This is a genomic window from Sphingomonas sp. CD22 (assembly GCF_034556155.1).
Classification (GTDB): Bacteria; Pseudomonadota; Alphaproteobacteria; order Sphingomonadales; family Sphingomonadaceae; genus Sphingomonas.
Window position 1 is genome coordinate 182,519 of sequence record NZ_JAYDYX010000005.1, and the last position, 20,299, is coordinate 202,817.

Sequence of the window (20,299 nt, forward strand, 5' to 3'; positions counted from 1 at the left end):
GTAGCCCTACGGCGACAGGGGGAGGCCAAGTTGATGTCAAGAAAAGGAAAACTTGTCGCGGAAGTCGCTATCGCGGCCATGATTGCGACATTTGTCACAAACGCGGCCGCGGCACAGACGCCGGACGACAAAACACAGGGCGAAGCAGCGAAAAAGGTCGAAGAGCAAAAGAAAAAGGCGAAAGATCAAGCACGTGAGAGCAAGCGCGCCAAGAAGGCCGCGGCCATAACCAAGGCGGACGAGTCGCAACCCAAGATCAGCAACGAATCAGGGCGACTCGAAGGTGATATCGTCGTCGTAGGTCTTCGCGAGAACGTGAAGAGTGCCCGCGCCGCCAAGCGACACGCGCAGCAGATCGTCGACGTCGTCGTCGCGCAGGACATCGGCAAATTGCCGGACAAGAACGTCGCCGAGGCATTGGCGCGCGTGCCGGGCGTACAGATCGATCGCAATCATGGGGAAGGCGGCACGATCAAAATCCGCGGACTTGATGGCGTAATGACCACCGTCAATGGATCACCGACCTTCTCGGCGGGCGATCGGACTACCTATCTACAGGATATTTCATCCGACCTCGTCGCGGCCATCGAGGTATATAAGACGCGCACTCCTGATCAGGTCGAAGGCAGCCAAACCGGGGTGGTCAATTTGACGATGCGCCGACCCACTGACTTCAAACATGGAGCGACCTACTCCTTCAACATTCGGGAGGATTATGCCGATCAGGTAAAGATCTTCAATCCTTATTATACCGCACTCATCGCCTACAATACAGATACGTCGCTTGGCAAGATCGGCTTTACTCTAAGCGGTACGTACAACAAAGTATATTGGAATGAATCCCTTCGATATAACGCTCTACCAACTCAATACAGCGACACCCGAGCAATAGTCACACCAAGTACGCTCCCCGCAAATATCTATCTACCGTATCAGATCGGCTTTGCCGGGACGAATGGCTGGTCGCGGCGGGCTGCACTCTCGGCGTCAACCCAGTGGCGGCCAGACGATCATTGGTCGATCACGCTCGAAGGGGGCTACAACGATCAGCGCATGTATTGGGGGGACAACGTTTTCGACATCCCGGTCACCTATACCAAGACAGCCACCCCCTCCGCAAATCTGTCCAATATAGTGATGGGAACAGACGGTCGCTTGGTTAAATCTCTTTCACTTTATGGACTTGATCCCGTCGGCCCTGGTCGCGCATCATATCTGCATCACACGCTTGCCTATAATGCTCGCTTCCAAGTTGAATATCGCAGCGATCGCTTTGAATTCAATACGTGGCTAAACTACAACCGGTCAGACAATGACTCAAATAATCTGTTTCACTGGATTCGCTTTAATCAACAACCGGCCTTGGATGTAATATTTAACGACACGTCTGACCCGAAAGGCGGTCCCAACGTCAGGTTTAAAAACGTCGACCTGCTTGATAAAAATAATTATCTGTACGTCGACGGCATCGATCAGACAAAGCAATTCACCTACAGCGGCATGAAGGAATTTCAGGCCGACCTACGTCTCAACACCTTTTGGAACTTGCTAGACTGGTTCAAGGTTGGGGTTCGTTATGCCGATCGCAGCTATGATCGGCAGTATGGCCGACGAGCGTACGGAGAACTGCGCATCCCGATGAGCAGCCTGCCGGACTATCATCTGGTCGAAGCCGGCCCGCTTTTTCCGAGTGCGCCAACGGCATCGACTGCCAACTGGCTGATCGGCGACAGCAAATCCATTCGCAGCAGCTGGAGCCTCATCCGGAATATGGCACAGAAGATCCATCCGGACTTGAGCGACCCTTATCCGACGTATGATCCGTTTCAAGCCTTCCACGGCTCCGAAACGACCTACGCCGGCTACGGAATGCTTCATTACACCTTCAAGCTGCTCTTTCCAATAGAAGGCACGCTGGGAGCGCGCCTCGTCAATACGGTTACCGGACTTACCGCCCTTCAGCGCACGACGACGATAGAGAAGGTCGATGGCCAATATAAGACCGTCTATATTGATAAAATGAATACGCCGAAAAGTAATATGCTTGACACGTTGCCTAGTTTAAATGCAATCATTCATATTACTCCCAAGTTACAATTGAGGACATCCTACTCATATGATGTTGGTCGACCAACTGCATTGCAGCTCAACCCGGCACTTTATCTTGATGCCCGGAATGTGGCACAGGCTTACGCGCGAGGAGGCAATGCAAACCTCGGCCCGGTGAAGAAGAAGGCGTATGATGCGTCGCTTGAGTGGTATTTCGGTGCAACTGGGTCGATCAGCCTTGCTGCTTGGCAGTGGGACCAAGATGGTCTCGTAGCCGACCGCACTTATCCAGAGTATTTGGCGGAGCTGCCCGATGCCCCGACCCTGGTCACGCGCCCGTATAACTTCGGCAAAGGTCGGCATCGTGGCATCGAGGGAGCCGCAACCACCTTCTTCACCTTCCTACCGGGCATCCTGAAATCGTTCGGCGGCTCGGTCAACGGAACCTTAAATATCACGCACGCCGAATTTCCCTCCTACGGCAACAAGGCCGAAGAGGTCTCTGTTTCCGGCCCTTATCTTTGGGTATCAAAATACATCTATAACCTGGTTGGCTTTTACGAACGAAACGGTCTCAACGTCCGCGTCGCCTACAATTGGCGCTCGCGGCAGCAGGTCTGGCGCGATGCGTACAATCCTTATAATAACATTTTCATCGATCCGATCGAACGGCTCGACGCTTCGATCAACTACGACATCAACAAGCACCTGACGGTCGCGCTCGAAGGCTCCAACCTGACCCGCAATGGCGATAAGAGCTATTTCGGCTCGTACGACGTGCCGAGAGACGTCCGCTATTTTTCGCGGAACTTCAGCTTCTCGGTGCGGGCGAAGCTTTGACCTACCCGCGCCGGCGGATCACCACGGTCCGCCGGCACGGCAGGGCGGCGTTCGGCGTTAGCGCGCTGCCTCGTGTCCTCCCGATGGAACTGGTGCCGCCCCCGCCGCATCGGCATACCGCCGTGCGATCACCGCGCAGGCGATGAGCTGGAGCTGGTGGAACAGCATCACCGGTAGCAGCACCGCGCCGACCTGCGCCGCGGGGAACAGCACGCCCGCCATCGGCACGCCGGACGCGAGGCTCTTCTTGGAGCCGCAGAACAGCAGGACGATCGCATCCTCGCGGCTGAAGCCGAGCAGCCGGCCGGCCAGCCAGGTGAACGACAGCACCGCGGCGAGCAGCACCGAACAGAAGACGCCGATCAGCACTAGGTCCGCCGGCGACACGCGGCTCCACAGCCCCTCGACCACCGCCGCCCCGAAGGCGCTGTAGACGACGAGCAGGATCGAGCCGCGATCGACGATCGTCAGCAGCCGCTTCTGCCGCGCAACGAAGCCGCCGATCCACGGCCGCAACAGATGGCCCGCGACGAACGGCAGCAGCAATTGCGCGACGATCGCCTCGACCGCCGAAAGCGAGATGCCGCCCCCCTGCCCGCCGCTGCCGCCGACGCCGCTGCCGATCAGCAACGCGACCAGCGCCGGGGTCAGGACGATGCCGATCAGATTGGAGAAGGAGGCGCTGCACACCGCCGCGGCGACGTTGCCGCGTGCGATCGCGGTGAAGGCGATCGAGGATTGCACCGTCGACGGGAGCAAGGTGAGGAACAGCATCCCCGTCGCCACCGCGCCGGTGAGACCCGGCACCTGCCCGAGCGCCAGCCCGAACAGCGGGAAGACGAGGAAGGTGGTGGCGACGACGGTGAGGTGCAGCCGCCAGTTGCGTGCGCCCTCCCAGATCGCGGCGCGCGACAATTTGGCACCGTGCAGGAAGAAGAGCAGCACGATGCCGACGTCCGCGGCGCCGCCGACGATGTCCGCATATGGCCCACGTGCGGGCACCAGGCTGGCGAGCAGCACCGTGCCGAGCAGCATCAGGATGAAGGGTTCAAAAAAGGACAGGATCGCGCGTAACATGGCCACCGCTTAGGCCGTCGGCCGCCGCGCGGCCACCCCGCGATCGCCGAGCGCGGATATGAAAACCCCCGCCGAACCATCGTTGGTCCGCGGGGGAGATCCTGGTGCGCCCGGAACGATTCGAACGTCCGACCCTCAGATTCGTAGTCTGATGCTCTATCCAGCTGAGCTACGGGCGCACATTGGAGGCGCGCTGATAGCAGACGCTTCGCCCCGCGCAAGTGCGTTGCGCCATTTTCTGCGCGCGCATAGACCGATGGCATGAAAACCCCGCTGCTCGCGCCCGTGCTTCTCCTCCTCCCGCTCGCCGGCTGTGCGCACGATGCGACGCCCTATCCGTCGCTGGCGCCGCGCGCGGTGGAGAAGCTGGGCTTCGCCGAGCCGGCGGTGGCTGTCGCCGAGGCCAAGCCCGATCCGGCGCTCGATGCGAAGATCGCCGACTGGCAGCGTACGCTCGACACGGTCGCCAAGGGGTTCGGCACCGATGCCGCCAAGGCGGAGGCCGCCGCCGGCCGGGCGCGCGGCAAGAGCGTCGGCAGCGACGCCTGGCTCGACGCGCAATCGGCGCTGGCGGGGCTGGACGACTGGCGCGCGCAGACCTCGTCGCTGCTCACCGACCTCGACCAGGCGGCGACCGACCGTGCCGCGGCGCTCGCCCCCGCTTATCCCGCGCTCGCCATGCTGCGCGAGCGCATCGTCGCCGAGGCGGAGCGGCAGAGCGCCGCAATCGACCGGTTGCAGGCGATGCTGCCCGCCGCCTAGCGGCGCCACTTGAGCAGCGGCAGGATCGTCGAGTAATCGTCGGTCCAGGCGACGAAGCCCGCGCGCGGGGTGAGCGGCACCCAGCGCGCATCCGCCTGGCTCAACGCGCGCATCGTCGCCGGGTCCCGCGTCAGCGCGATCCACTGGCTCGGCGAGGCGACGGGGGTACGCTGCTCGGGCTGGTAATAGAGCTTGGCCGCCCGCCAGCCGCCCGCCTGCGCCGCGGCCGCGACGACCGGCTCGAGATCGAGGAAGCGGTTGGAGATATGGACGAGCAGCAGCCCCCTGAGTTGCAGCACCTGCGCATATCCGGCGAACGCCTCGCGCGTCATCAGATGCATCGGAATGGCATCGGAGGAGAAGGCATCGAGCGCGAGCAGGTCGAGGCTCGCCGGCCGGTCCGCCTCGATGCTGATCCGCGCGTCGCCGATGCGGATGTCGGGATGCGGCAGGCAGTTTTTGAGATAGGTGAACTGGCCGGTATCGCGGGCGATACGCACCACCGCCGGGTCGATCTCGTAGAAGCGCCAGCGCTGCGCCGGCCGCGCATAGCAGGCGAGCGTCCCGGTCCCCAGGCCGACCACGCCGACCCGCGCCGTCGGGCCGTACAGCCCGTCAAGCGCCTCCATCGCGCGGCCGATGCCGGAGGGCGGCGCGTAATAGGTGGTCGGCAGCCGTTCGAGCACCGGGCTGCCGGTGAACTGGATGCCGTGCACCGTCGTGCCATGGTCGAGCTCGCGCACGCCGCGTCCGTCGCGAATGGTGTAGACGCCGAAATAGCTGCGCGTCCGCGCGCCCTGCTCAAGCGACAGCTCGACCGCGCGCCAGCCGCCGAAGATCACCAGCGTCACCGCCAGGATCATCGCATAGGACAGGCGCGCACCGACGGAGATCACCCCGATCAGCGCGATACCGATGAAGGTCAGCCCCTGATGCCCCTCGCCGAACAGATCCGCCGGCCCGCGGAAGGTCAGCGTCGCGAGCAGCACCAGCATCGCCACCACCCCGGCATAAGCGAGGCGGCGCTTCGCCGGCGTCGTCCACAGGCTGCGGATGCGGTGCGTCAGGAAGACCTGCGGCACGAGCAGCCCCGCGGCGAAGATCAGGATCGGATATTCATAGGTCCAGTCGAACACCACCGGCGCGACCAGCCCCGCGAAAACCCCGCCGAGCGCGCCGCCGAACGCCATCGCGAGATAGAAACCGGTCAGCCGGTCTGGCTCGGGACGCAGCCGGTACATCTGCGTGTGCAGCGCCACCGACGCCATGAACAGCAACGTCAGCGCGATGGTCAGATTGATCAGCGGCGATTCGTTGAAGCCGCCAATCATCACCCCGCCGAACATCAGGATGGTGATCGGCGCGATCCGGGTAAGCAGGTCGGCGATCTCGCGATTGGCGGCGAAGGCGATCGTGAAGCTGAGCAGATAGAGGCCGAGCGGCAGCACCCACAGCAACGGCATCGCGACGATATCGGTGGTGATATAGGTCGAGGTGGCGAGCATCAGGCCCGACGGCACCAGCGCCAGTGCGATCCAGTGCAGCACCCGCCGCCGCGTCGCCGGCACGCTGGTCGGTCGCGCGACCGCAGCGCTCGCCCCGCGCGGCAGGCGGAACGCGCAGGCGATCACCAGCAGGATCAACAGCACATAACCGCCGCTCCACAACCAGCTCTGCTGGCGCAGCGCGAGCAGCGGTTCGACGACGAGCGGATAGGCGATCAGCCCGCCGAAACTGCCGAGGTTGGACGCCGCATAGAGCGCATAGGGATCGCCGTCGCGGCTCGCGATGCTGAACCAGCGTTGCACCAGCGGCGCCTGCGCGGAGACGGCGAAGAACAGCGGCCCGATCGACGCGCCGAGCAGCCATGGCACCCACAGCGCCGGGGTGACGCCCGCCGGGCTCCCGGTCAGCGCCAGCCCGATCGGCAGCCACGCCGCCCCGACCAGGAGCACCGCGATATGGATGAGCACCTGCAACCCCGGCCGCACCCGCGCCAGTGCGTGCGCATACGCATATCCGCCGAGCAGCAACGTCTGGTAGACGAGCATCGCCGAGTTCCACACCGCCGGCGCGCCACCGAGCCGCGGCAACGCCATCCGCGCGACCATCGGCTGGACGAGGAACAGCAGGAACGATCCGGTGAGGATCGTGACGACGAAGGTGAAGCGGCAGGCGCGCGCGGCGCCCTCCGTCGGATCAGCCATTCAGCAGGCGCGCCGCATGGGCCGCGTGATAGGTCAGCACGCCCGAACAGCCGGCGCGCTTGAACGCCATCAGCGTTTCGAGCACCAGCGCGTCGCGCTCGCCCGCGCCGGCGGCGACCGATGCCTCCAGCATCGCATATTCGCCGGACACCTGATAGGCGAACACCGGCACCTCGAACCGCGTCTTCACGCGAACGATGATGTCGAGATAGGGCAGCCCCGGCTTGACCATCACGCTGTCCGCCCCCTCGGCGAGATCGAGCGCGACCTCGCGCAGCGCTTCCTCGGCGTTGGATGCATCCATCTGATAGGTCTTCTTGTCGCCCTTGAGCAGCCCGCGGCTGCCGACCGCGTCGCGGAACGGGCCGTAGAAGCCGCTCGCATATTTGGCGGCATAGCTCATGATCTGGACATTATGGGCGCCCTCGCCCTCCAGCGCGCTACGGATCATGCCGATGCGGCCGTCCATCATGTCCGACGGCGCGATGATGTCGGCGCCGGCCCGCGCCTGGTTGAGCGCCTGCTGGATCAGCAGGTCGGCGGTGGTATCGTTGACGACATAGCCCGCCGCATCGACCAGTCCGTCATGACCGTGGCTGGTGTAGGGATCGAGCGCGACGTCGGTCAGCACGCCGACCTCTGGCACCGCATCCTTGATCGCACGGATCGCGCGGCACATCAGATTGTCGGGGTTGAGCGCTTCGCGCCCGTCGTCGGTCTTGAGTTCGGCGGGCGTGAACGGGAACAGCGCGACGCAGGGGATGCCGAGCGCTCGCGCCTCCTTCGCCCGCGCGACGATGCCGTCGACCGCCCAGCGCGACACGCCGGGCAGGCTGTCGATCGGCTGCTCGACGCCCTCGCCCCCGACGATGAACATCGGCCAGATCAGATCGGCCGGGGTCAGCACGGTTTCGGCATGGAGCCGGCGGCTCCAGCCGCTCGAACGGGTACGGCGCAGACGGAGCGCGGGATAGGCAGCGGTCATGACGCATCCTGCTTGACGGGTTAGGGTGGCTTTGAGGGATCGCGGCGCACTTGCCAAGCGTTGCGCGCCCGTAACCGATCGGAACCCCATGACCCAGTTCACGTCCGCCGCGCTGATCGTCAACGCCAAGTCGCGAAAAGGCCAGGCCTTGTTCGAACGGGCGTGCAAGGCGTTGAGCGGGCTGCCGTATCCGGTCGACGCCCATGCCGTGGAAAATCCCGACGACCTCGTCGAGACGGTCCGCAACGCGCTGGCGAAGAAGCCGCAGCTCGTCATCCTCGGCGGCGGCGACGGCACGATCAGCGGGCTGGTCGACCTACTCGTCGGCCACGACGTGGTATTGGGCGTGCTGCCGCTCGGCACCGCCAACAGCTTCGCGCGCACGCTCGGCCTGCCGATGGACGTCGAGGGCGCGATCGAGGCGATCCGCACCGGCGTGCGCAAGCGCATCGATCTGGGCCGGATCGACGGCGATTATTTCGCCAATTGCGCCGCGATGGGGATCAGCCCGCAGATCGCCGAGACGGTGCCGCACGGCCTGAAGAAGGTACTCGGGCGGATCGGCTATCTCGGCTGGGCGAGCTGGCAGTTCGCGCGCTTCAAGCCGTTCATCCTTACGGTGGACGACGGCACCGAGGCCAAGACGATGCGCGTCGTCGAGGTACGCATCTCCAACGGTCCGTATCACGGCGGCACGTGGCTGGTCGACGAAGCCTCGGTCAATTCGGGCGAGATCGTCGTGCAGGCGGTGACCGGGCGCTACAAGCGGACGCTCGTCAAGAACTGGGCGGCGAGCTTCTTCGGCCACGAATCGCGGCATCAGGATACGGTGAGCTTCGCGGGCAAGTCGCTGCGCATCGACACCAAACCATCGCTGCCGATCTCGATCGACGGCGAGGTGCTGGCGCATACCCCGGTGATGGCGCAGGTCGCGCCGGGGGTGATCGAGGTGATGGTGCCGGCGCCCGCAGCGCGCTGATTTCGCGCCGTCGCCCCTTCAACGAACACCGCTTCGCGCCTTGACGCCTTCGCGCGCAAATCACCCCACCGGCATCTGCTTGGCGGTGGGTTCGGTGGCGGCCTTGACGTGCTCCTCGCCCTCAACGACCGACATCAACGCGCCTTTGCGCCAGTTGCCGTAGCGATAATATGCGATCGTCATCACCATCGACGCCGCCGATCCGGCCGGGAAGCTCCACCAGATCGCATCCGCGCCCCAGCTCGGCTGCAGCGCATAAGCGAGCCCCAGCCGGATCGGGAACAGCGCCACGGTCAGGATAACCAGCGGCCCGACCACCGCGCCATTGGCGCGCACCGTCGCCGACAACACCATCGAGACGCCGAACAGCAGGAAGCTCGCCGAGCCGATGATGTTGATATGCGCGGCGAGATCGATCGAGCCGGTATCGCTGCCCAGGAACAGCCCGAGCGCCGGCCGGTCGAGCACCGTCACCACCACGATCAGCGCCGCGGTCATCGCCAGGTTGAGCAACAGCCCCGATCGCGCGATCCGCGCCACCCGGTCCCACCGCCCCGCGCCGATATTCTGTGCGACCATCGCGCTCACCGCCGCGCCGACCGACATCGCCGGCATCTGGATATAGGTCCAGAGCTGGCTCGCGGCGCCATAAGCGGCGGTGGTCGTCGTGCCATAGCCGTTGACCAGCCCGATCATCGCCAGCGCCGATCCGGTCGCGACCAGCATCTGCAGCCCCATCGGCACGCCCTTGGCGACGATCGGCCGCAGCAGCGCCGGGTCGGGGATCAGGTAGCGCCACTCCGCGCCGCGCAGCCGCACGACCAGATCGCGCCGATAGACGTAGGCGAGCAGCGCCGCGAACGACACGGTGTTGGCGATGAACGTCGCCGTCGCCGACCCGGCGATGCCCAAAGCCGGGATCGGCCCCAGCCCGCGGATCAGCACCGGATTGAGCAGCACGTCGACCAGCGACCCCAGCGCCATGAACTTGAGCGGCGTGATCGAATCGCCCGCGCCGCGCAGCACCATGCTGAGCAGCACCGCCAGGAAGCTGGTCGGCATCGCGATGAAGATCACCCGCAGATAGGAGAGCGCGAGCGGATAGGCGTCCACCGGCGTGCGCAGCGCGGTGAGGATCGCCGGCGCGGTCACCCACCCCGCCGCGACGACGAGCAGCGACAGGATCGCGAACAGCCCGTGCGCAGTACCGACCACGCGCCGCACGCCGTCGATGTCGCGCCGCCCCATCGCCTGCCCGATCAGGATCGTCGCCGCCATGCCGAAGCCGAACACCGCCGACACCAGCAGGAACATGACGAGCCCCGCATTGGTTGTCGCCGCAAGCGCACGCTCGCCGAGCAACTGGCCGATCCAGATCGCGTTGATCGAACCGTTGATCGACTGGAGCACGCTCGACCCCAGAGTGGGGAGCGCGAACAGCAGCAACGTCTTGCCGATCGGCCCGGACGTCAGGTCGCGTTGCGGCTTCGCCATTCCTCGTGCCCCCTCTTCGCCTCGCGCGATCGCGTAGACGAGGGCGCGGCCTTACGCGATAACCGCGTCGCCGCGAAGACGCGGCGATCGTTCATTTGGATCGAGCTTCTTTCCCACCCACCCCGTCACCCCGGACTCGTTCCGGGGTCCACTTCGCGGCCGGGAGAGCGACTGGGGTCGTGAGCGCACGCCTGCAGCCCGGTGGACCCCGGAACGAGTCCGGGGTGACGGGGAGAGTAAGGCGCCGGTCCGCCTCCTATCCCAGCCGCGCCAGCGCGGCCGACAGCCGTTCCGCCTCCGCCGCCTTGTCGGCGTGGTCTGCCTTGGCCTTCTCCACCGCCTCGGGTTTGGCGCGCTCGACGAAGCTCGGGTTGCCGAGCCGTCCCGCCAGCGCGTCGCGCTCCTTCGCCGCCGCCGCGATGGCCTTGGTCAGGCGCGTGCGCTCGGCGTCGAGGTCGATGATGCCGTCGAGCGGGATGACATAGGTCGCCTCGTCCACCACCAGCTGGATCGCCGCACCCGCCGGCGCGGGATCGAACGACACCTCCTGCAACCGGGCGAGCTTGCGCAGCGCGGTATAGGCGCCGCCGACCCGCCGCTGCGTCGTCGCGTCGGCATCGCGGACATAAGCGGTGAGCTGCGTGCCCGGCGCGATGCCCAGCTCGTTCTTGGCGGTGCGCACCTCGCCGATCAGGCGGATGCGCCACGCGATATCCGCCATCGCCCCGGCATCGATATGCTCGCCATCGACCAGCGGCCATTGCGCGACGATCAGGTCGTGCTCGCGCGGCGCCATCGCATGCCACAGCTCTTCGGTGATGAACGGCATGAACGGGTGGAGCAGGACGAGGATCTGGTCGAGCACCCAGCCCGCCACCGCGCGGGTTTCGGCGGCATGCTCCGGATGCGTCGCCGCATCCTCGCCCAGCGTCGGCTTGATGAGCTCGAGATACCAGTCGCAGAAGCGGTTCCAGACGAACTGGTAGATCGCCTCCGCCGCCGCATCGAAGCGCAAGTCGGCGAGCGCGAGGTCCATCGCCTGCACCGTCGCGATCGTCTCGCCGATGATCCACTGGTTGACCGCCAGCGTCGCCGCGGGCGCCTTGCCCGGCGCCGAGCCGCCGATGCCGTTCGCCTGCGCGAAACGGCTGGCGTTCCACAGCTTGGTCGCGAAGTTGCGATAGCCCTCGACGCGCTTCTCATCCATCTTGATGTCGCGGCCCTGGCTCTCCATCGCCGCCATGAAGAAGCGCAGCGCATCGGCGCCGTATTTGTCGATCAGGCCGAGCGGATCGACGGTATTGCCCTTCGACTTGGACATCTTGGCGCCATCGGCGGCGCGGACGAGGCCGTGCAGATACAGCGTCTTGAACGGCACCTGCTGCATGAAGTGCAGCCCCTGCATCATCATCCGCGCATCCCAGAAGAACAGGATGTCGAAGCCGGAGATCAGCACGTCGTTGGGATAGCGCCCGCCGAGCGTCGGATCGTCGTTCTCCGGCCAGCCGAGTGTGGCGAACGGCCACAGCGCCGAGGAGAACCACGTGTCGAGCACGTCGGGATCGCGGGTCAGGACGACGCCCGCCCCGGCCTGCGCCTGCGCGTCCTCCTCGGTCTCGGCGACATAGGCCTTGCCGTCGGCGTCGAACCACGCCGGGATCTGATGGCCCCACCACAATTGGCGCGAGACGCACCATGGCTGGATATTATCCATCCAGTTGAAGAAGGTCTTCTCCCAGCTCTTCGGCACCATCCGAATCGCGCCGGACTTCACCGCCTCGATCGCCGGCTGCGCCAGCGTCTTGGCGTCGACATACCATTGGTCGGTCAGCCACGGCTCGATCACCACGCCGGACCGGTCGCCATAAGGCGTCTGGATCGTGCGCGGTTCGGCGTCGTGCTCGACGCCCTCCTTGTCGACGTGCGCGATCAGCACGCCCTCGGCCTTGAGCCGATCGACGATGGCCGCGCGCGCCGCGAACCGGTCGAGCCCGATCAGCTCGGCGGGGATGAGACCGTCGGCGGTCTGGCAGACCTGCGCCTTGGCATCGAGCATGTTGAGCATGTCGCGCGCCTCGATCCCGGCGCGGCGGCCGACCTCGAAGTCGTTGAAATCATGCCCCGGCGTGATCTTGACCGCGCCAGACCCGAGCGCCGGATCGGCATGGTCGTCGGCGACGATCGGGATCAGCCGGCCGGTGATCGGCAGCTTCACCTGCTTGCCGACCAACGCCGTATAACGCGCATCCTCGGGGTTCACCGCGACCGCCATGTCGGCGAGCATCGTCTCGGGCCGCGTCGTCGCGACCTCGATATGGCCCGAACCGTCGGCGAGCGGATAGCGCAGATGCCAGAATTTGCCCGCGATCTCCTTGGTCTCGACCTCGAGATCGCTGATCGCGGTGCCGAGGCCGGGGTCCCAATTGACCAGTCGCTTGTCGCGATAGAGCAGCTTCTGCCGGTGCAGCTCGACGAACACCTTGAGCACGGCCTTCGAAAAGCCCTCGTCCATCGTGAACCGCTCGTTCGCCCAGTCCATCGAACAGCCGAGCCGGCGCAGCTGGCGGGTGATCTCGCCGCCGCTTGTCCCTTTCCAGTCCCAGATCTTGGCGACGAAGTCCTCGCGGCTGAAGTCGGTGCGCTTCTCGCCCTTCGCGGCCATCTGCCGCTCGACCACCATCTGAGTCGCGATGCCGGCATGGTCGGTGCCGACCACCCACAAGGCGTCCTTGCCCTTTAGCCGCGCATGACGCGTCAGGATATCCTGCAGTGTATTGTCGAGCGCATGGCCGATATGCAGCGACCCGGTGACGTTGGGCGGCGGATTGACGATCGTCCACGGCTCGGCGTTGGACCGGTCGGGACGGAACAGGCCATTCGCCTCCCAATGCTGATACCAGCGGGTCTCGATGGCGGCGGGGTCGAAGGTCTTGGGAAGCTCGGTCATGCCGGGGCTGTAGCGGCTCGGTGGCGTCAGTCCAAGTCGCTCAAATCCGTCGTCAGGATCACCCCGCCCTCGTCCAGCGGCGCATACATGTCGACGGGCAAATCATCCCAACAGATCATCAGCCTCGCCATCTTCTGGGCGATCAGCGCGGGCTCCCCGGTGGAATTGTTGAAGATGAGGCATTCGTCGACGTGGTGCGCGAACCAGGCCAGTTCTCGAAACGAACGCTGCCGCCGCGCGGCCACCTAATCGGCGGGAACGTCGTGCCCACCCTCCGCCACGCGATTGCGGATGCGGGAGAGTTGCAAGTCGACCGTATCGAGGACGACATAGATCATTCTGATCTCGAAGCCGCGTTGTCTGGCCATTTCGACTAGCCGCCGATATTTCGGCGATGACAGGACGGTTTCGACACCGATCGTTTGATAAGCGGCAATCGATGCCTCGAGCCATTGCTCGACGCGCTGGACGGCCGCAAGATTCGCCGCCTCCGTCGGCAAGCCCTCGACCTCGGCGAGGTTCGCGGTCAGCAGGTCTGGGTTGATGATCCAGACGGATCAGCCCCAGCCTTCGATATCGGTCCTGTTGTATAGCGAGCTCTTGCCGCTGCCGTTCGGGCCGGCGACAATCCAAAATATCGGCCGTTCAGGCCTGCGCGGCGTCTTGCTCGGCACGCGCGCGTTTCCGCTGCTCGGTTTTGATCCTCCGCACGTTGGAGCGGAACGCCGCCAACATATCCTGTGCGAAGGTCGTGCTGTCGGCCTGCACGACTTTCATCTGGATGATCGTCCCATCGGATGCGCGGACGCGCTTGGTCGGCAAATCGCTCGGACGAACAGGCTTCGGCTTGGTCATCGTTTTCTCCACCGTCGATATAGGCCGCCCGAGCGCTCGCGCAAAGCGCTACTTCGCCGTCCAGCGGTCCATCCAGCCGAGCACCTCGCGATACCATTGCCGCGAATTGTCGGGCTTCAGCACCCAATGGTTCTCGTTCGGATTGACCAGCAGGCGCGACGGGATGCCGCGGCGCTGGAGCGCGGTGAAGGCGGCGATGCCCTGCGTATAGGGAATGCGGAAGTCCTTCTCGCCGGTGATGACGAGTTGCGGCGTCTTCCAGTTCCGGACGTAATTGACCGGGTTCCATTTCTCGAACGCGGCGGGGTCCTCGTAATAGGCCTTGCCGCCATGTTCCCATTCGTCGAACCACAATTCCTCGGTCTCATACGCCATCGCGCGCGCATCGAAGACGCCGTCGTGCTGGACGATGCACTTGAAGCGGTCGGGCCACTGGCCCTCGATCCAGTTCATCATATAGCCGCCGTACGACGCGCCGAGCGCGCAGGCACGGCTCCCGTCGAGCCAGCCGAATCTGTCGGTCGCCGCCTTGAGCCCCGCCTTGAGGTCGTCGAGTGGCCAGCCGCCCCAATTGTTGCTGATCGCGTCGGTGAACGCCTGGCCGTAGCCGGTACTGCCGTGGAAATCGACCGCGACCAGCCCATAGCCGCCGCCGGCGAACACCGCCGGATTCCAGCGGTACGACCAGCTGTTGTCGCTCGATCCCTGCGGCCCGCCGTGGACCATGAAGGCGACCGGCACCTTGCCCGTGCTGCCCGCCGGCCTGACCGCATAGCCCCAGATCGTGTCGTTGTTGGCACCGGTGAAGCTGAACCGCGTCACGCCCGGCATGTCGATGCCGGCGAGTTTGGCCGCATTGACCTGGGTCAGCCGCACCGGTTTGCTTCTTCCGGCGACGGCGTAGAAATCGTCGGGCGCGGTCAGGCTGTTGAGCGCGATCACCGCGCCCTTCGGCGTCGCCGCCACCGCCGAGACATGGCCCTGCTGCGTCAGCCGCGTCACCTTGCCGCTCGCCGGATCGACCGCGAACAGCGGGTTTTCCTGCGTGTCCTGCGCGGTGACGTAGATGCGCTTCGAATCGGGCGACCAGGTGACCGACGACACCGACCGGTCCCAGCCTTCGGTCAGCGCGCGCACCTGGCCGCTGGCGAGATCGCGCAGCATCAGCACCTGCCGGTCCGCCTCGAAGCCGGGCCGCTTCATCGCCACCCAGGCGAGGCTGCGCCCGTCGGGCGACACCGTCGGCAGCGTGTCGGTGGCGCGATTGGCGGCGGTCAGATTGACCGGCGCGGCCGACCCGTCCGCGGGCGCCGACCAGATGTCGAGGTTGGTCGACAGCGGCTCGGTGGTGCCGGCAACGCGCAGCGCGAAATAGACGGTCTTGCCGTCGGCGCTCCACGACACCTCCTCGCCGCCGCCGAACGGGCGCGAGGGCGTGTCGCCGTCGAGGCCATGTTCGATGCCGACGCCCTCGCCCGGCGCTCCGGCCGCGGTCAGCGGCAGCACGAAGAGCTGCGAATGGCTGCCGTCGACCCAGCTATCCCAATGCCGCACGAACAATTTGTCGTAAACGCGGCCCTCGCCGGCATTGGGATCCTTCTTCTCGAGCGCGGGCGCGAGGCTCGGCGCATTGGGCTTGCGGTCCGCCCAGACGAGGATGCGGTCCGCGCTCGGCGCGACCTTGAACCCGCCGAAGCCGCCCTGGAAGCCGGTCAGCTTGCGCGGCGCCCCACCCGCGACCGGTACCGACCAGATCGCGTCGTCGCCGCCCTTGTTCGAACTGAAGTAGACGATGCTGCCGACGATCTGCGGATCGTTCTCGTTGACGTCGGGCTCGGCGACCAGCGGCTCGGGCTTCGCGCCCTTGCGCGACAGGTCGAGCCGCCAGAGGTCGTAGCGCCCGCGATTCGCCGCGAGATCGGTCTCGCGCTGCGCCCAGACCATCCATTTGCCATCGGCGGAAACGGTCGGCGCGCCGATCCGGCTGAGCGAGGCGACATCGTCGATGGTGAGCTGGCGGGCGCCGGCGGGTGCGGCAACGGCCGCGACGGTGGCGAGCAGGCTCGCGGCGAACAGATGTCTCATGCCGCGGAGGTTAGGCATAAGTCCGTTGTTGAGCAACGGGCGTCGCCTGCCATGCATCCGTCATCGACCGTCATCCCCGCCCAAGCGGGGATGACGGATATCGGACGAAGGGAAACCCCCTCAGCGCATCTGCGACGTGATCTTGGCGATCTCGCGCGCGACCATCGTCTCGACCATCTCGGGCAGGTGGGCGTCGAGCCACTCGCGCAGCATCGGGCGCAGCATCTCGCGCACCAGACCCTCCAGCGTGCCTTCGCTCTCGGGCTCGGGCTTGACGAGCAGCTTGCTCAGCGTTTCCAGCGAACCCAGGCTGGCGGCGGCGGCACGGTTGGACAGGATCGGTTCCTCGGACATCGGCGCCTGAACGGCTGTGGCGCGCGTCGGTTGCGGCGAAGGGGCAGGTTGCGGTGGCGTCTGCGATTGAGGCGCGGGCGCCGGCTCGGCTTCGGGTTCGAAATGCGGCTGCGGCTGCGGCTCCGGGATCGGCGCGTGCAGCGACGGCATCGGATCGCTCAGTTCGAGCACCTCGGCCGCTTCCGATTCGATCGGCTGCGGCTGGGTGCGCGTCCGGCGCGAGCGCGCCTGCGTGCCCTCGCCTTCCTCGGCGATGATGCGTTTGATGGACGACAGGATCTCTTCCATCGACGGCTCCGCGCTCATATCCCCCATGATCCTGACGTCCCTACCCTTTTCGACGCCGTTATTGGCGGCTTGGCGATGCAGCACCTGTCGTCAAGCCGGGGCTCCTGTCAACCGGCGTATTGAGCAAAGGGTCGCTCGGCTTCGCAACGGCAGCATTTTGTGCCGGCGTCTGCGCGGTCGACACCGCCACCGGCACCGGCTCGCCGTCGCTGCCGTAATCGCTGATCCGGTTGCGCACCCGTTTGTAATTGACCGTCGGATCGTACAGCGCGCCGCCGTCGAGGCCGAGGTCGCGCGCCTCCGCATTGCCCATCGCGGCGAGCAGCGCGAAGCCGGCGACATAGGCGTCGCGACGCGCGCTCACCAGCGTCACCTGACTGTTGAGCAATTCCTGCTCGGCGTTGAGGATGTCGAGGATCGTCCGCGTACCGACGCTGTTCTCGGCGCGGACGCCTTCCAGGCTGAGCTTGTTGGCGTTGACCGCGGTCTCCGACGAGGCGATCACCTGCTGCGACGATTGCCAGACCGCATAGGCCGACCGCACCTGCGAGATCACCGCGCGCTCGGTGGCGGTGACGTTCTCCAGCGACTGGCCGCGCAGCGCCTCCGCCTGGCGGATCTGCGCGGCGGGGCGGCCGCCCTGGAACAGCGGCAGCGTGACCTGGAGCCCCGCCGACGCCGCGGTGCCCGAATTGGGCAGACCCGAACCGGCAGGTAGCGTCTGGAGATAATTGAAATAATTCGGCCCCGCGACGACCGACAGGCGCGGCAGCCGGTTGGCGCGCGCGACGTTGACGTCATAGCGCGTCGCATCCGCCTGACGCCGCGCGGCGATCAGGTTCGGGTTGTTGTTGAGCGCGACGCTCATCGCCGCATTGGGGGCATTGGGCAGATTGGGCAGCGCCGGCGGCTCCTCCAGCGCGACCGGCGGCGTGCCGACAATCTGGATATAGGTCTCGCGGCTGGAGATCAGCTGCGCCTCCGCCTGCTGCAATTGCGCGCGCGCCAGCGCCAGCCGGGCCTCGGACTGGGCGACATCGGTACGGGTCAGGTCGCCGACCTGGAACCGGTCGCGGCTCGCGCGCAGATTGACCTCGAGCACCCGCACGTTCTGCTGGTTGAGCGAGGTGATCGCCTCGTCGCGGATGACGTTCATGTACGCCGCGACGACGTTGGTGAAGGTGCTCGCCTCGGTGCCGCGCAGCGTCGCGCGTCCGGCGTCGACGCGCGTCTCGGCGGCACGCACCGCATTCTTCACCGCACCGCCCTGGAAGATCGGCACCGAGAGGTTGAGCGACGTCGCCGCGGTCCGCTCCGGATTGGCGAAATTGTTGTTCGCCTGCAGGAAATTGTCGGTGAGCGAGCCACTGACATTGACGCCGGGGATGCCGTTCGAGCGCGCGATCGGCACGTTCTCGTCGGTGGCGCGCTGCGCGGCGCGCTGGCCGGTCAGCGTCGGGTTGGATGCATAGGCCTTGGCGAGCGCCTCGCGCAGCGTCTCCGCACCCGCCGGCGCGGCGAGCCCGAAGATCACCGGCACGGCGATCCCGACCAGCGCCGTGCGCCCCAGCAACAATCCCCGCATCATCCCCCCGTTTATCATTGTCTAGAACTTGAAACCCTGTGGCGTCGCGAAGCCGGGCAGCACGACGCAATCGCAGTCGAGGAACGGCGACAGGCCGAAGCCGCCCTCGGTCCTGCGTCCGCTGGCGAGGCGGATCACGCCATGTTCGATCAGCCCGGTGACGACGCGGCCGCCGGTCTTGACCTGGGCGATCAGCGCCTCGGGCAGATGCTCGACCGCGCCGTCGACGATCAGCACGTCATAAGGCGCGCCGTCGGGATGGCCGGCGGTGAGCGGACCTTCGACCAAATTGACGTTCGACAGCCCGGCCAGGCCCGCACGCGCCAGCGCGACGAGCGCCGCATCCTGCTCGACCGCGACCACCTCGGCGACGATCTGCGCGAGCAGCGCCGCGGTATAGCCGCCCGCCGCGCCGATCAGCAGCGCGCGGTCGCCCTTCTCCAGATAGGCTTCGGTGAGCAGCCGCCCGGTGACCATCGGCAGGTTGATCGCGCGGCCGCCGGCGACCGGCAGCGCGGTGTCGCGATAGGCGAGGCTGCGCGATTCGGCCGGGACGAACGTCTCGCGCGGCACGGTGTTCATCGCCACCAGCACGCGCTGGTCGCTGACCGCGTTGGTGCGCAGCTGGCTGGCGACCATCGCCTGCCGCATCACCGCCATATCGGTGGAATCGTGCTGGATGGTGTCGACGCTGATATTCATGCTGATCCCTCTCGCACAACCGTATTAGCTGCGCAATACACTTCGTGACTGACCGGCTTGTATCGCGCGCGATGCGCCGCGCCAAGCGGACGCGGATGTATTGCCCTGCGGCGGAACGGATGGCCAGCGCCGGGCACAGTCCGTATGGGGCGCGGCATGCTTCCTGCGACCTATCACAGATTCATCGACTGGATCGGCGACGGCACCGGCCTTCCCGATACGATCCTCCACATCCACGCCGGCATGGCGGTGCTGATGATCGCCCGGCTGCTCACCCGCCGCTCGCTCGGCAGCTTCGTGCCCTGGTCGTTCGTCGTCCTCGCCGAGGCGTTCAACGAAGTAATGGACCGGCTCAATTTCGGCTCGTGGCGGTGGGAGGACACCACCTCGGACGTCCTCAACACGCTCTTCTGGCCGACGGTGATCTGCCTCGGCCTGCGGATGCGGCCGATGCTGCTGCCGCGCGACGCGGCGCGGGTGAAGATGTCGGAAACCGCATAACCGCGATTGGAGGCCCGACCGGGAATCGAACCCGGGTGCAAGGATTTGCAGTCCTCTGCGTCACCACTCCGCCATCGGGCCTCGACGCGGGAGGGCGGCTGATGATCGGTTTTGCCCGGACCGTCAACCGCCGATTTGCAGGAATTGCTCCAGCATCGCGACCAGCGGCACGTCGGCGGGCGGCATCGGCAGCGACCGCATCGCCGCCGGCGCGACCCAGGCGAGCGCACTCGCCTCCAGCGCCTGCGGCACGCCCTGCCAGCGGCGTACGACGTAGAGCAGCAGCAGCAGATGCCGCTCGCCGAGGCCGGCGCTGGCGAAGGTCAGCGGCACCAGCGCCGCCGGATCGACGCCGATCGCCAGTTCCTCCGCCAGCTCGCGGACCAGCGCCGCCTCCGGCGTCTCGCCGGGCTCGATCTTGCCGCCAGGAAACTCCCACAGATCGGCCATCTGCTTGCCCGGCGGCCGGCGCTGAAGCAGCACGCGGCCGTCGGCGTCGATCAGCGCCGCCGCGACGACCGGCATCAGCCGCACCGTGATCGCCGTCGTTTCGGACCTGTCGTCAGCCATTCCTTAAACCTCTCCAATT

General features: G+C 66.0%; 17 protein-coding genes and 2 tRNA genes. 4 read left to right on the plus strand and 15 right to left on the minus strand.

Annotation, left to right across the window (positions count from 1 at the left end):
• Window positions 1-33 precede the first annotated feature (33 nt).
• Window positions 34-2,889 carry a TonB-dependent receptor gene (locus tag SFC76_RS11610; RefSeq protein WP_322849630.1) on the plus strand — a complete coding sequence of 952 codons (2,856 nt, stop codon included), beginning with the start codon at window positions 34-36 and terminating at the stop codon, window positions 2,887-2,889.
• 57 nt (window positions 2,890-2,946) lie between these two features.
• Here SFC76_RS11610 and SFC76_RS11615 read toward each other — a convergent pair whose 3' ends face one another.
• On the minus strand, window positions 2,947-3,966 hold the full coding sequence (locus SFC76_RS11615) for a bile acid:sodium symporter family protein (protein WP_322849781.1): 1,020 nt from the start codon (window positions 3,964-3,966) through the stop codon (window positions 2,947-2,949).
• Between the two features lie 102 nt (window positions 3,967-4,068).
• Window positions 4,069-4,145, minus strand: a tRNA-Arg gene (locus tag SFC76_RS11620).
• A gap of 82 nt (window positions 4,146-4,227) precedes the next feature.
• Here SFC76_RS11620 and SFC76_RS11625 point away from each other — a divergent pair.
• Window positions 4,228-4,728 carry a hypothetical protein gene (locus SFC76_RS11625; protein ID WP_322849631.1) on the plus strand — a complete coding sequence of 167 codons (501 nt, stop codon included), beginning with the start codon at window positions 4,228-4,230 and terminating at the stop codon, window positions 4,726-4,728.
• On the opposite strand, the gene SFC76_RS11630 is transcribed toward SFC76_RS11625, so the two are convergent.
• Entirely contained in the window at window positions 4,725-6,935 is a 2,211-nt protein-coding gene (locus SFC76_RS11630; RefSeq protein WP_322849632.1) for a hypothetical protein, read from the minus strand. The two genes, SFC76_RS11625 and SFC76_RS11630, sit on opposite strands and share 4 nt — an antisense overlap.
• The gene (gene hemB, locus SFC76_RS11635) at window positions 6,928-7,920 is read right to left on the minus strand and encodes a porphobilinogen synthase (protein ID WP_322849633.1); all 993 of its coding nucleotides are present in this window, start codon (window positions 7,918-7,920) and stop codon (window positions 6,928-6,930) included. Before hemB ends, SFC76_RS11630 begins: the two co-directional genes overlap by 8 nt.
• Before the next feature lie 88 nt (window positions 7,921-8,008).
• Here hemB and SFC76_RS11640 point away from each other — a divergent pair, with 88 nt between their 5' ends.
• Window positions 8,009-8,899 carry a diacylglycerol/lipid kinase family protein gene (locus SFC76_RS11640; protein WP_322849634.1) on the plus strand — a complete coding sequence of 297 codons (891 nt, stop codon included), beginning with the start codon at window positions 8,009-8,011 and terminating at the stop codon, window positions 8,897-8,899.
• Between the two features lie 60 nt (window positions 8,900-8,959).
• Here SFC76_RS11640 and SFC76_RS11645 read toward each other — a convergent pair whose 3' ends face one another.
• The 9 genes from SFC76_RS11645 to SFC76_RS11685 form a co-directional block, all read right to left on the minus strand.
• Window positions 8,960-10,393, minus strand: coding sequence for an MATE family efflux transporter (locus tag SFC76_RS11645; protein ID WP_322849635.1), 1,434 nt, complete (start codon window positions 10,391-10,393; stop codon window positions 8,960-8,962).
• Between the two features lie 256 nt (window positions 10,394-10,649).
• Window positions 10,650-13,340, minus strand: a complete 2,691-nt coding sequence (locus tag SFC76_RS11650; RefSeq protein WP_322849636.1) for a valine--tRNA ligase — start codon at window positions 13,338-13,340, stop codon at window positions 10,650-10,652.
• Between the two features lie 26 nt (window positions 13,341-13,366).
• Window positions 13,367-13,585 (minus strand): hypothetical protein, encoded by a 219-nt coding sequence (locus tag SFC76_RS11655; RefSeq protein WP_322849637.1) that lies wholly within the window; start codon window positions 13,583-13,585, stop codon window positions 13,367-13,369.
• Window positions 13,586-13,888: an AAA family ATPase gene (locus SFC76_RS11660; protein WP_416222416.1), complete on the minus strand. Its 303-nt coding sequence runs from the start codon at window positions 13,886-13,888 to the stop codon at window positions 13,586-13,588.
• 97 nt (window positions 13,889-13,985) lie between these two features.
• Window positions 13,986-14,195 (minus strand): hypothetical protein, encoded by a 210-nt coding sequence (locus tag SFC76_RS11665; protein ID WP_322849639.1) that lies wholly within the window; start codon window positions 14,193-14,195, stop codon window positions 13,986-13,988.
• 48 nt (window positions 14,196-14,243) lie between these two features.
• Window positions 14,244-16,280 (minus strand): S9 family peptidase, encoded by a 2,037-nt coding sequence (locus SFC76_RS11670; RefSeq protein WP_322849640.1) that lies wholly within the window; start codon window positions 16,278-16,280, stop codon window positions 14,244-14,246.
• Window positions 16,281-16,400: 120 nt separating this feature from the next.
• Window positions 16,401-16,940: a DUF2497 domain-containing protein gene (locus SFC76_RS11675; RefSeq protein WP_416222417.1), complete on the minus strand. Its 540-nt coding sequence runs from the start codon at window positions 16,938-16,940 to the stop codon at window positions 16,401-16,403.
• A gap of 40 nt (window positions 16,941-16,980) precedes the next feature.
• The gene (locus SFC76_RS11680) at window positions 16,981-18,510 is read right to left on the minus strand and encodes a TolC family outer membrane protein (RefSeq protein WP_322849642.1); all 1,530 of its coding nucleotides are present in this window, start codon (window positions 18,508-18,510) and stop codon (window positions 16,981-16,983) included.
• Window positions 18,511-18,528: 18 nt separating this feature from the next.
• Entirely contained in the window at window positions 18,529-19,209 is a 681-nt protein-coding gene (locus SFC76_RS11685; RefSeq protein ID WP_322849643.1) for a protein-L-isoaspartate O-methyltransferase, read from the minus strand.
• Between the two features lie 156 nt (window positions 19,210-19,365).
• Between SFC76_RS11685 and SFC76_RS11690 the strand changes: the two genes are divergently transcribed.
• Window positions 19,366-19,710, plus strand: a complete 345-nt coding sequence (locus SFC76_RS11690; RefSeq protein WP_322849644.1) for a hypothetical protein — start codon at window positions 19,366-19,368, stop codon at window positions 19,708-19,710.
• A 7-nt stretch (window positions 19,711-19,717) separates the two neighbouring features.
• On the opposite strand, the gene SFC76_RS11695 is transcribed toward SFC76_RS11690, so the two are convergent.
• Together SFC76_RS11695 and SFC76_RS11700 are read right to left on the minus strand one after the other, a co-directional pair.
• Window positions 19,718-19,791 (minus strand) — tRNA-Cys (locus SFC76_RS11695).
• A 42-nt stretch (window positions 19,792-19,833) separates the two neighbouring features.
• Window positions 19,834-20,280 (minus strand): (deoxy)nucleoside triphosphate pyrophosphohydrolase, encoded by a 447-nt coding sequence (locus tag SFC76_RS11700; RefSeq protein ID WP_322849645.1) that lies wholly within the window; start codon window positions 20,278-20,280, stop codon window positions 19,834-19,836.
• Window positions 20,281-20,299: the final 19 nt, after the last annotated feature.

Bases quoted from the DNA above. Each gene is read 5' to 3' on its own strand.
- SFC76_RS11650 (WP_322849636.1), bottom strand. From the start codon at position 13,340: ATGACCGAGCTTCCCAAGACCTTCGACCCCGCCGCCATCGAGACCCGC.
- SFC76_RS11670 (WP_322849640.1), bottom strand. From the start codon at position 16,280: ATGAGACATCTGTTCGCCGCGAGCCTGCTCGCCACCGTCGCGGCCGTT.
- SFC76_RS11630 (WP_322849632.1), bottom strand. From the start codon at position 6,935: ATGGCTGATCCGACGGAGGGCGCCGCGCGCGCCTGCCGCTTCACCTTC.
- SFC76_RS11675 (WP_416222417.1), bottom strand. From the start codon at position 16,940: ATGAGCGCGGAGCCGTCGATGGAAGAGATCCTGTCGTCCATCAAACGC.
- SFC76_RS11615 (WP_322849781.1), bottom strand. From the start codon at position 3,966: ATGTTACGCGCGATCCTGTCCTTTTTTGAACCCTTCATCCTGATGCTG.
- SFC76_RS11645 (WP_322849635.1), bottom strand. From the start codon at position 10,393: ATGGCGAAGCCGCAACGCGACCTGACGTCCGGGCCGATCGGCAAGACG.
- hemB (WP_322849633.1), bottom strand. From the start codon at position 7,920: ATGACCGCTGCCTATCCCGCGCTCCGTCTGCGCCGTACCCGTTCGAGC.
- SFC76_RS11640 (WP_322849634.1), top strand. From the start codon at position 8,009: ATGACCCAGTTCACGTCCGCCGCGCTGATCGTCAACGCCAAGTCGCGA.
- SFC76_RS11690 (WP_322849644.1), top strand. From the start codon at position 19,366: ATGCTTCCTGCGACCTATCACAGATTCATCGACTGGATCGGCGACGGC.
- SFC76_RS11680 (WP_322849642.1), bottom strand. From the start codon at position 18,510: ATGATGCGGGGATTGTTGCTGGGGCGCACGGCGCTGGTCGGGATCGCC.
- SFC76_RS11625 (WP_322849631.1), top strand. From the start codon at position 4,228: ATGAAAACCCCGCTGCTCGCGCCCGTGCTTCTCCTCCTCCCGCTCGCC.
- SFC76_RS11685 (WP_322849643.1), bottom strand. From the start codon at position 19,209: ATGAATATCAGCGTCGACACCATCCAGCACGATTCCACCGATATGGCG.
- SFC76_RS11700 (WP_322849645.1), bottom strand. From the start codon at position 20,280: ATGGCTGACGACAGGTCCGAAACGACGGCGATCACGGTGCGGCTGATG.
- SFC76_RS11610 (WP_322849630.1), top strand. From the start codon at position 34: ATGTCAAGAAAAGGAAAACTTGTCGCGGAAGTCGCTATCGCGGCCATG.
- SFC76_RS11665 (WP_322849639.1), bottom strand. From the start codon at position 14,195: ATGACCAAGCCGAAGCCTGTTCGTCCGAGCGATTTGCCGACCAAGCGC.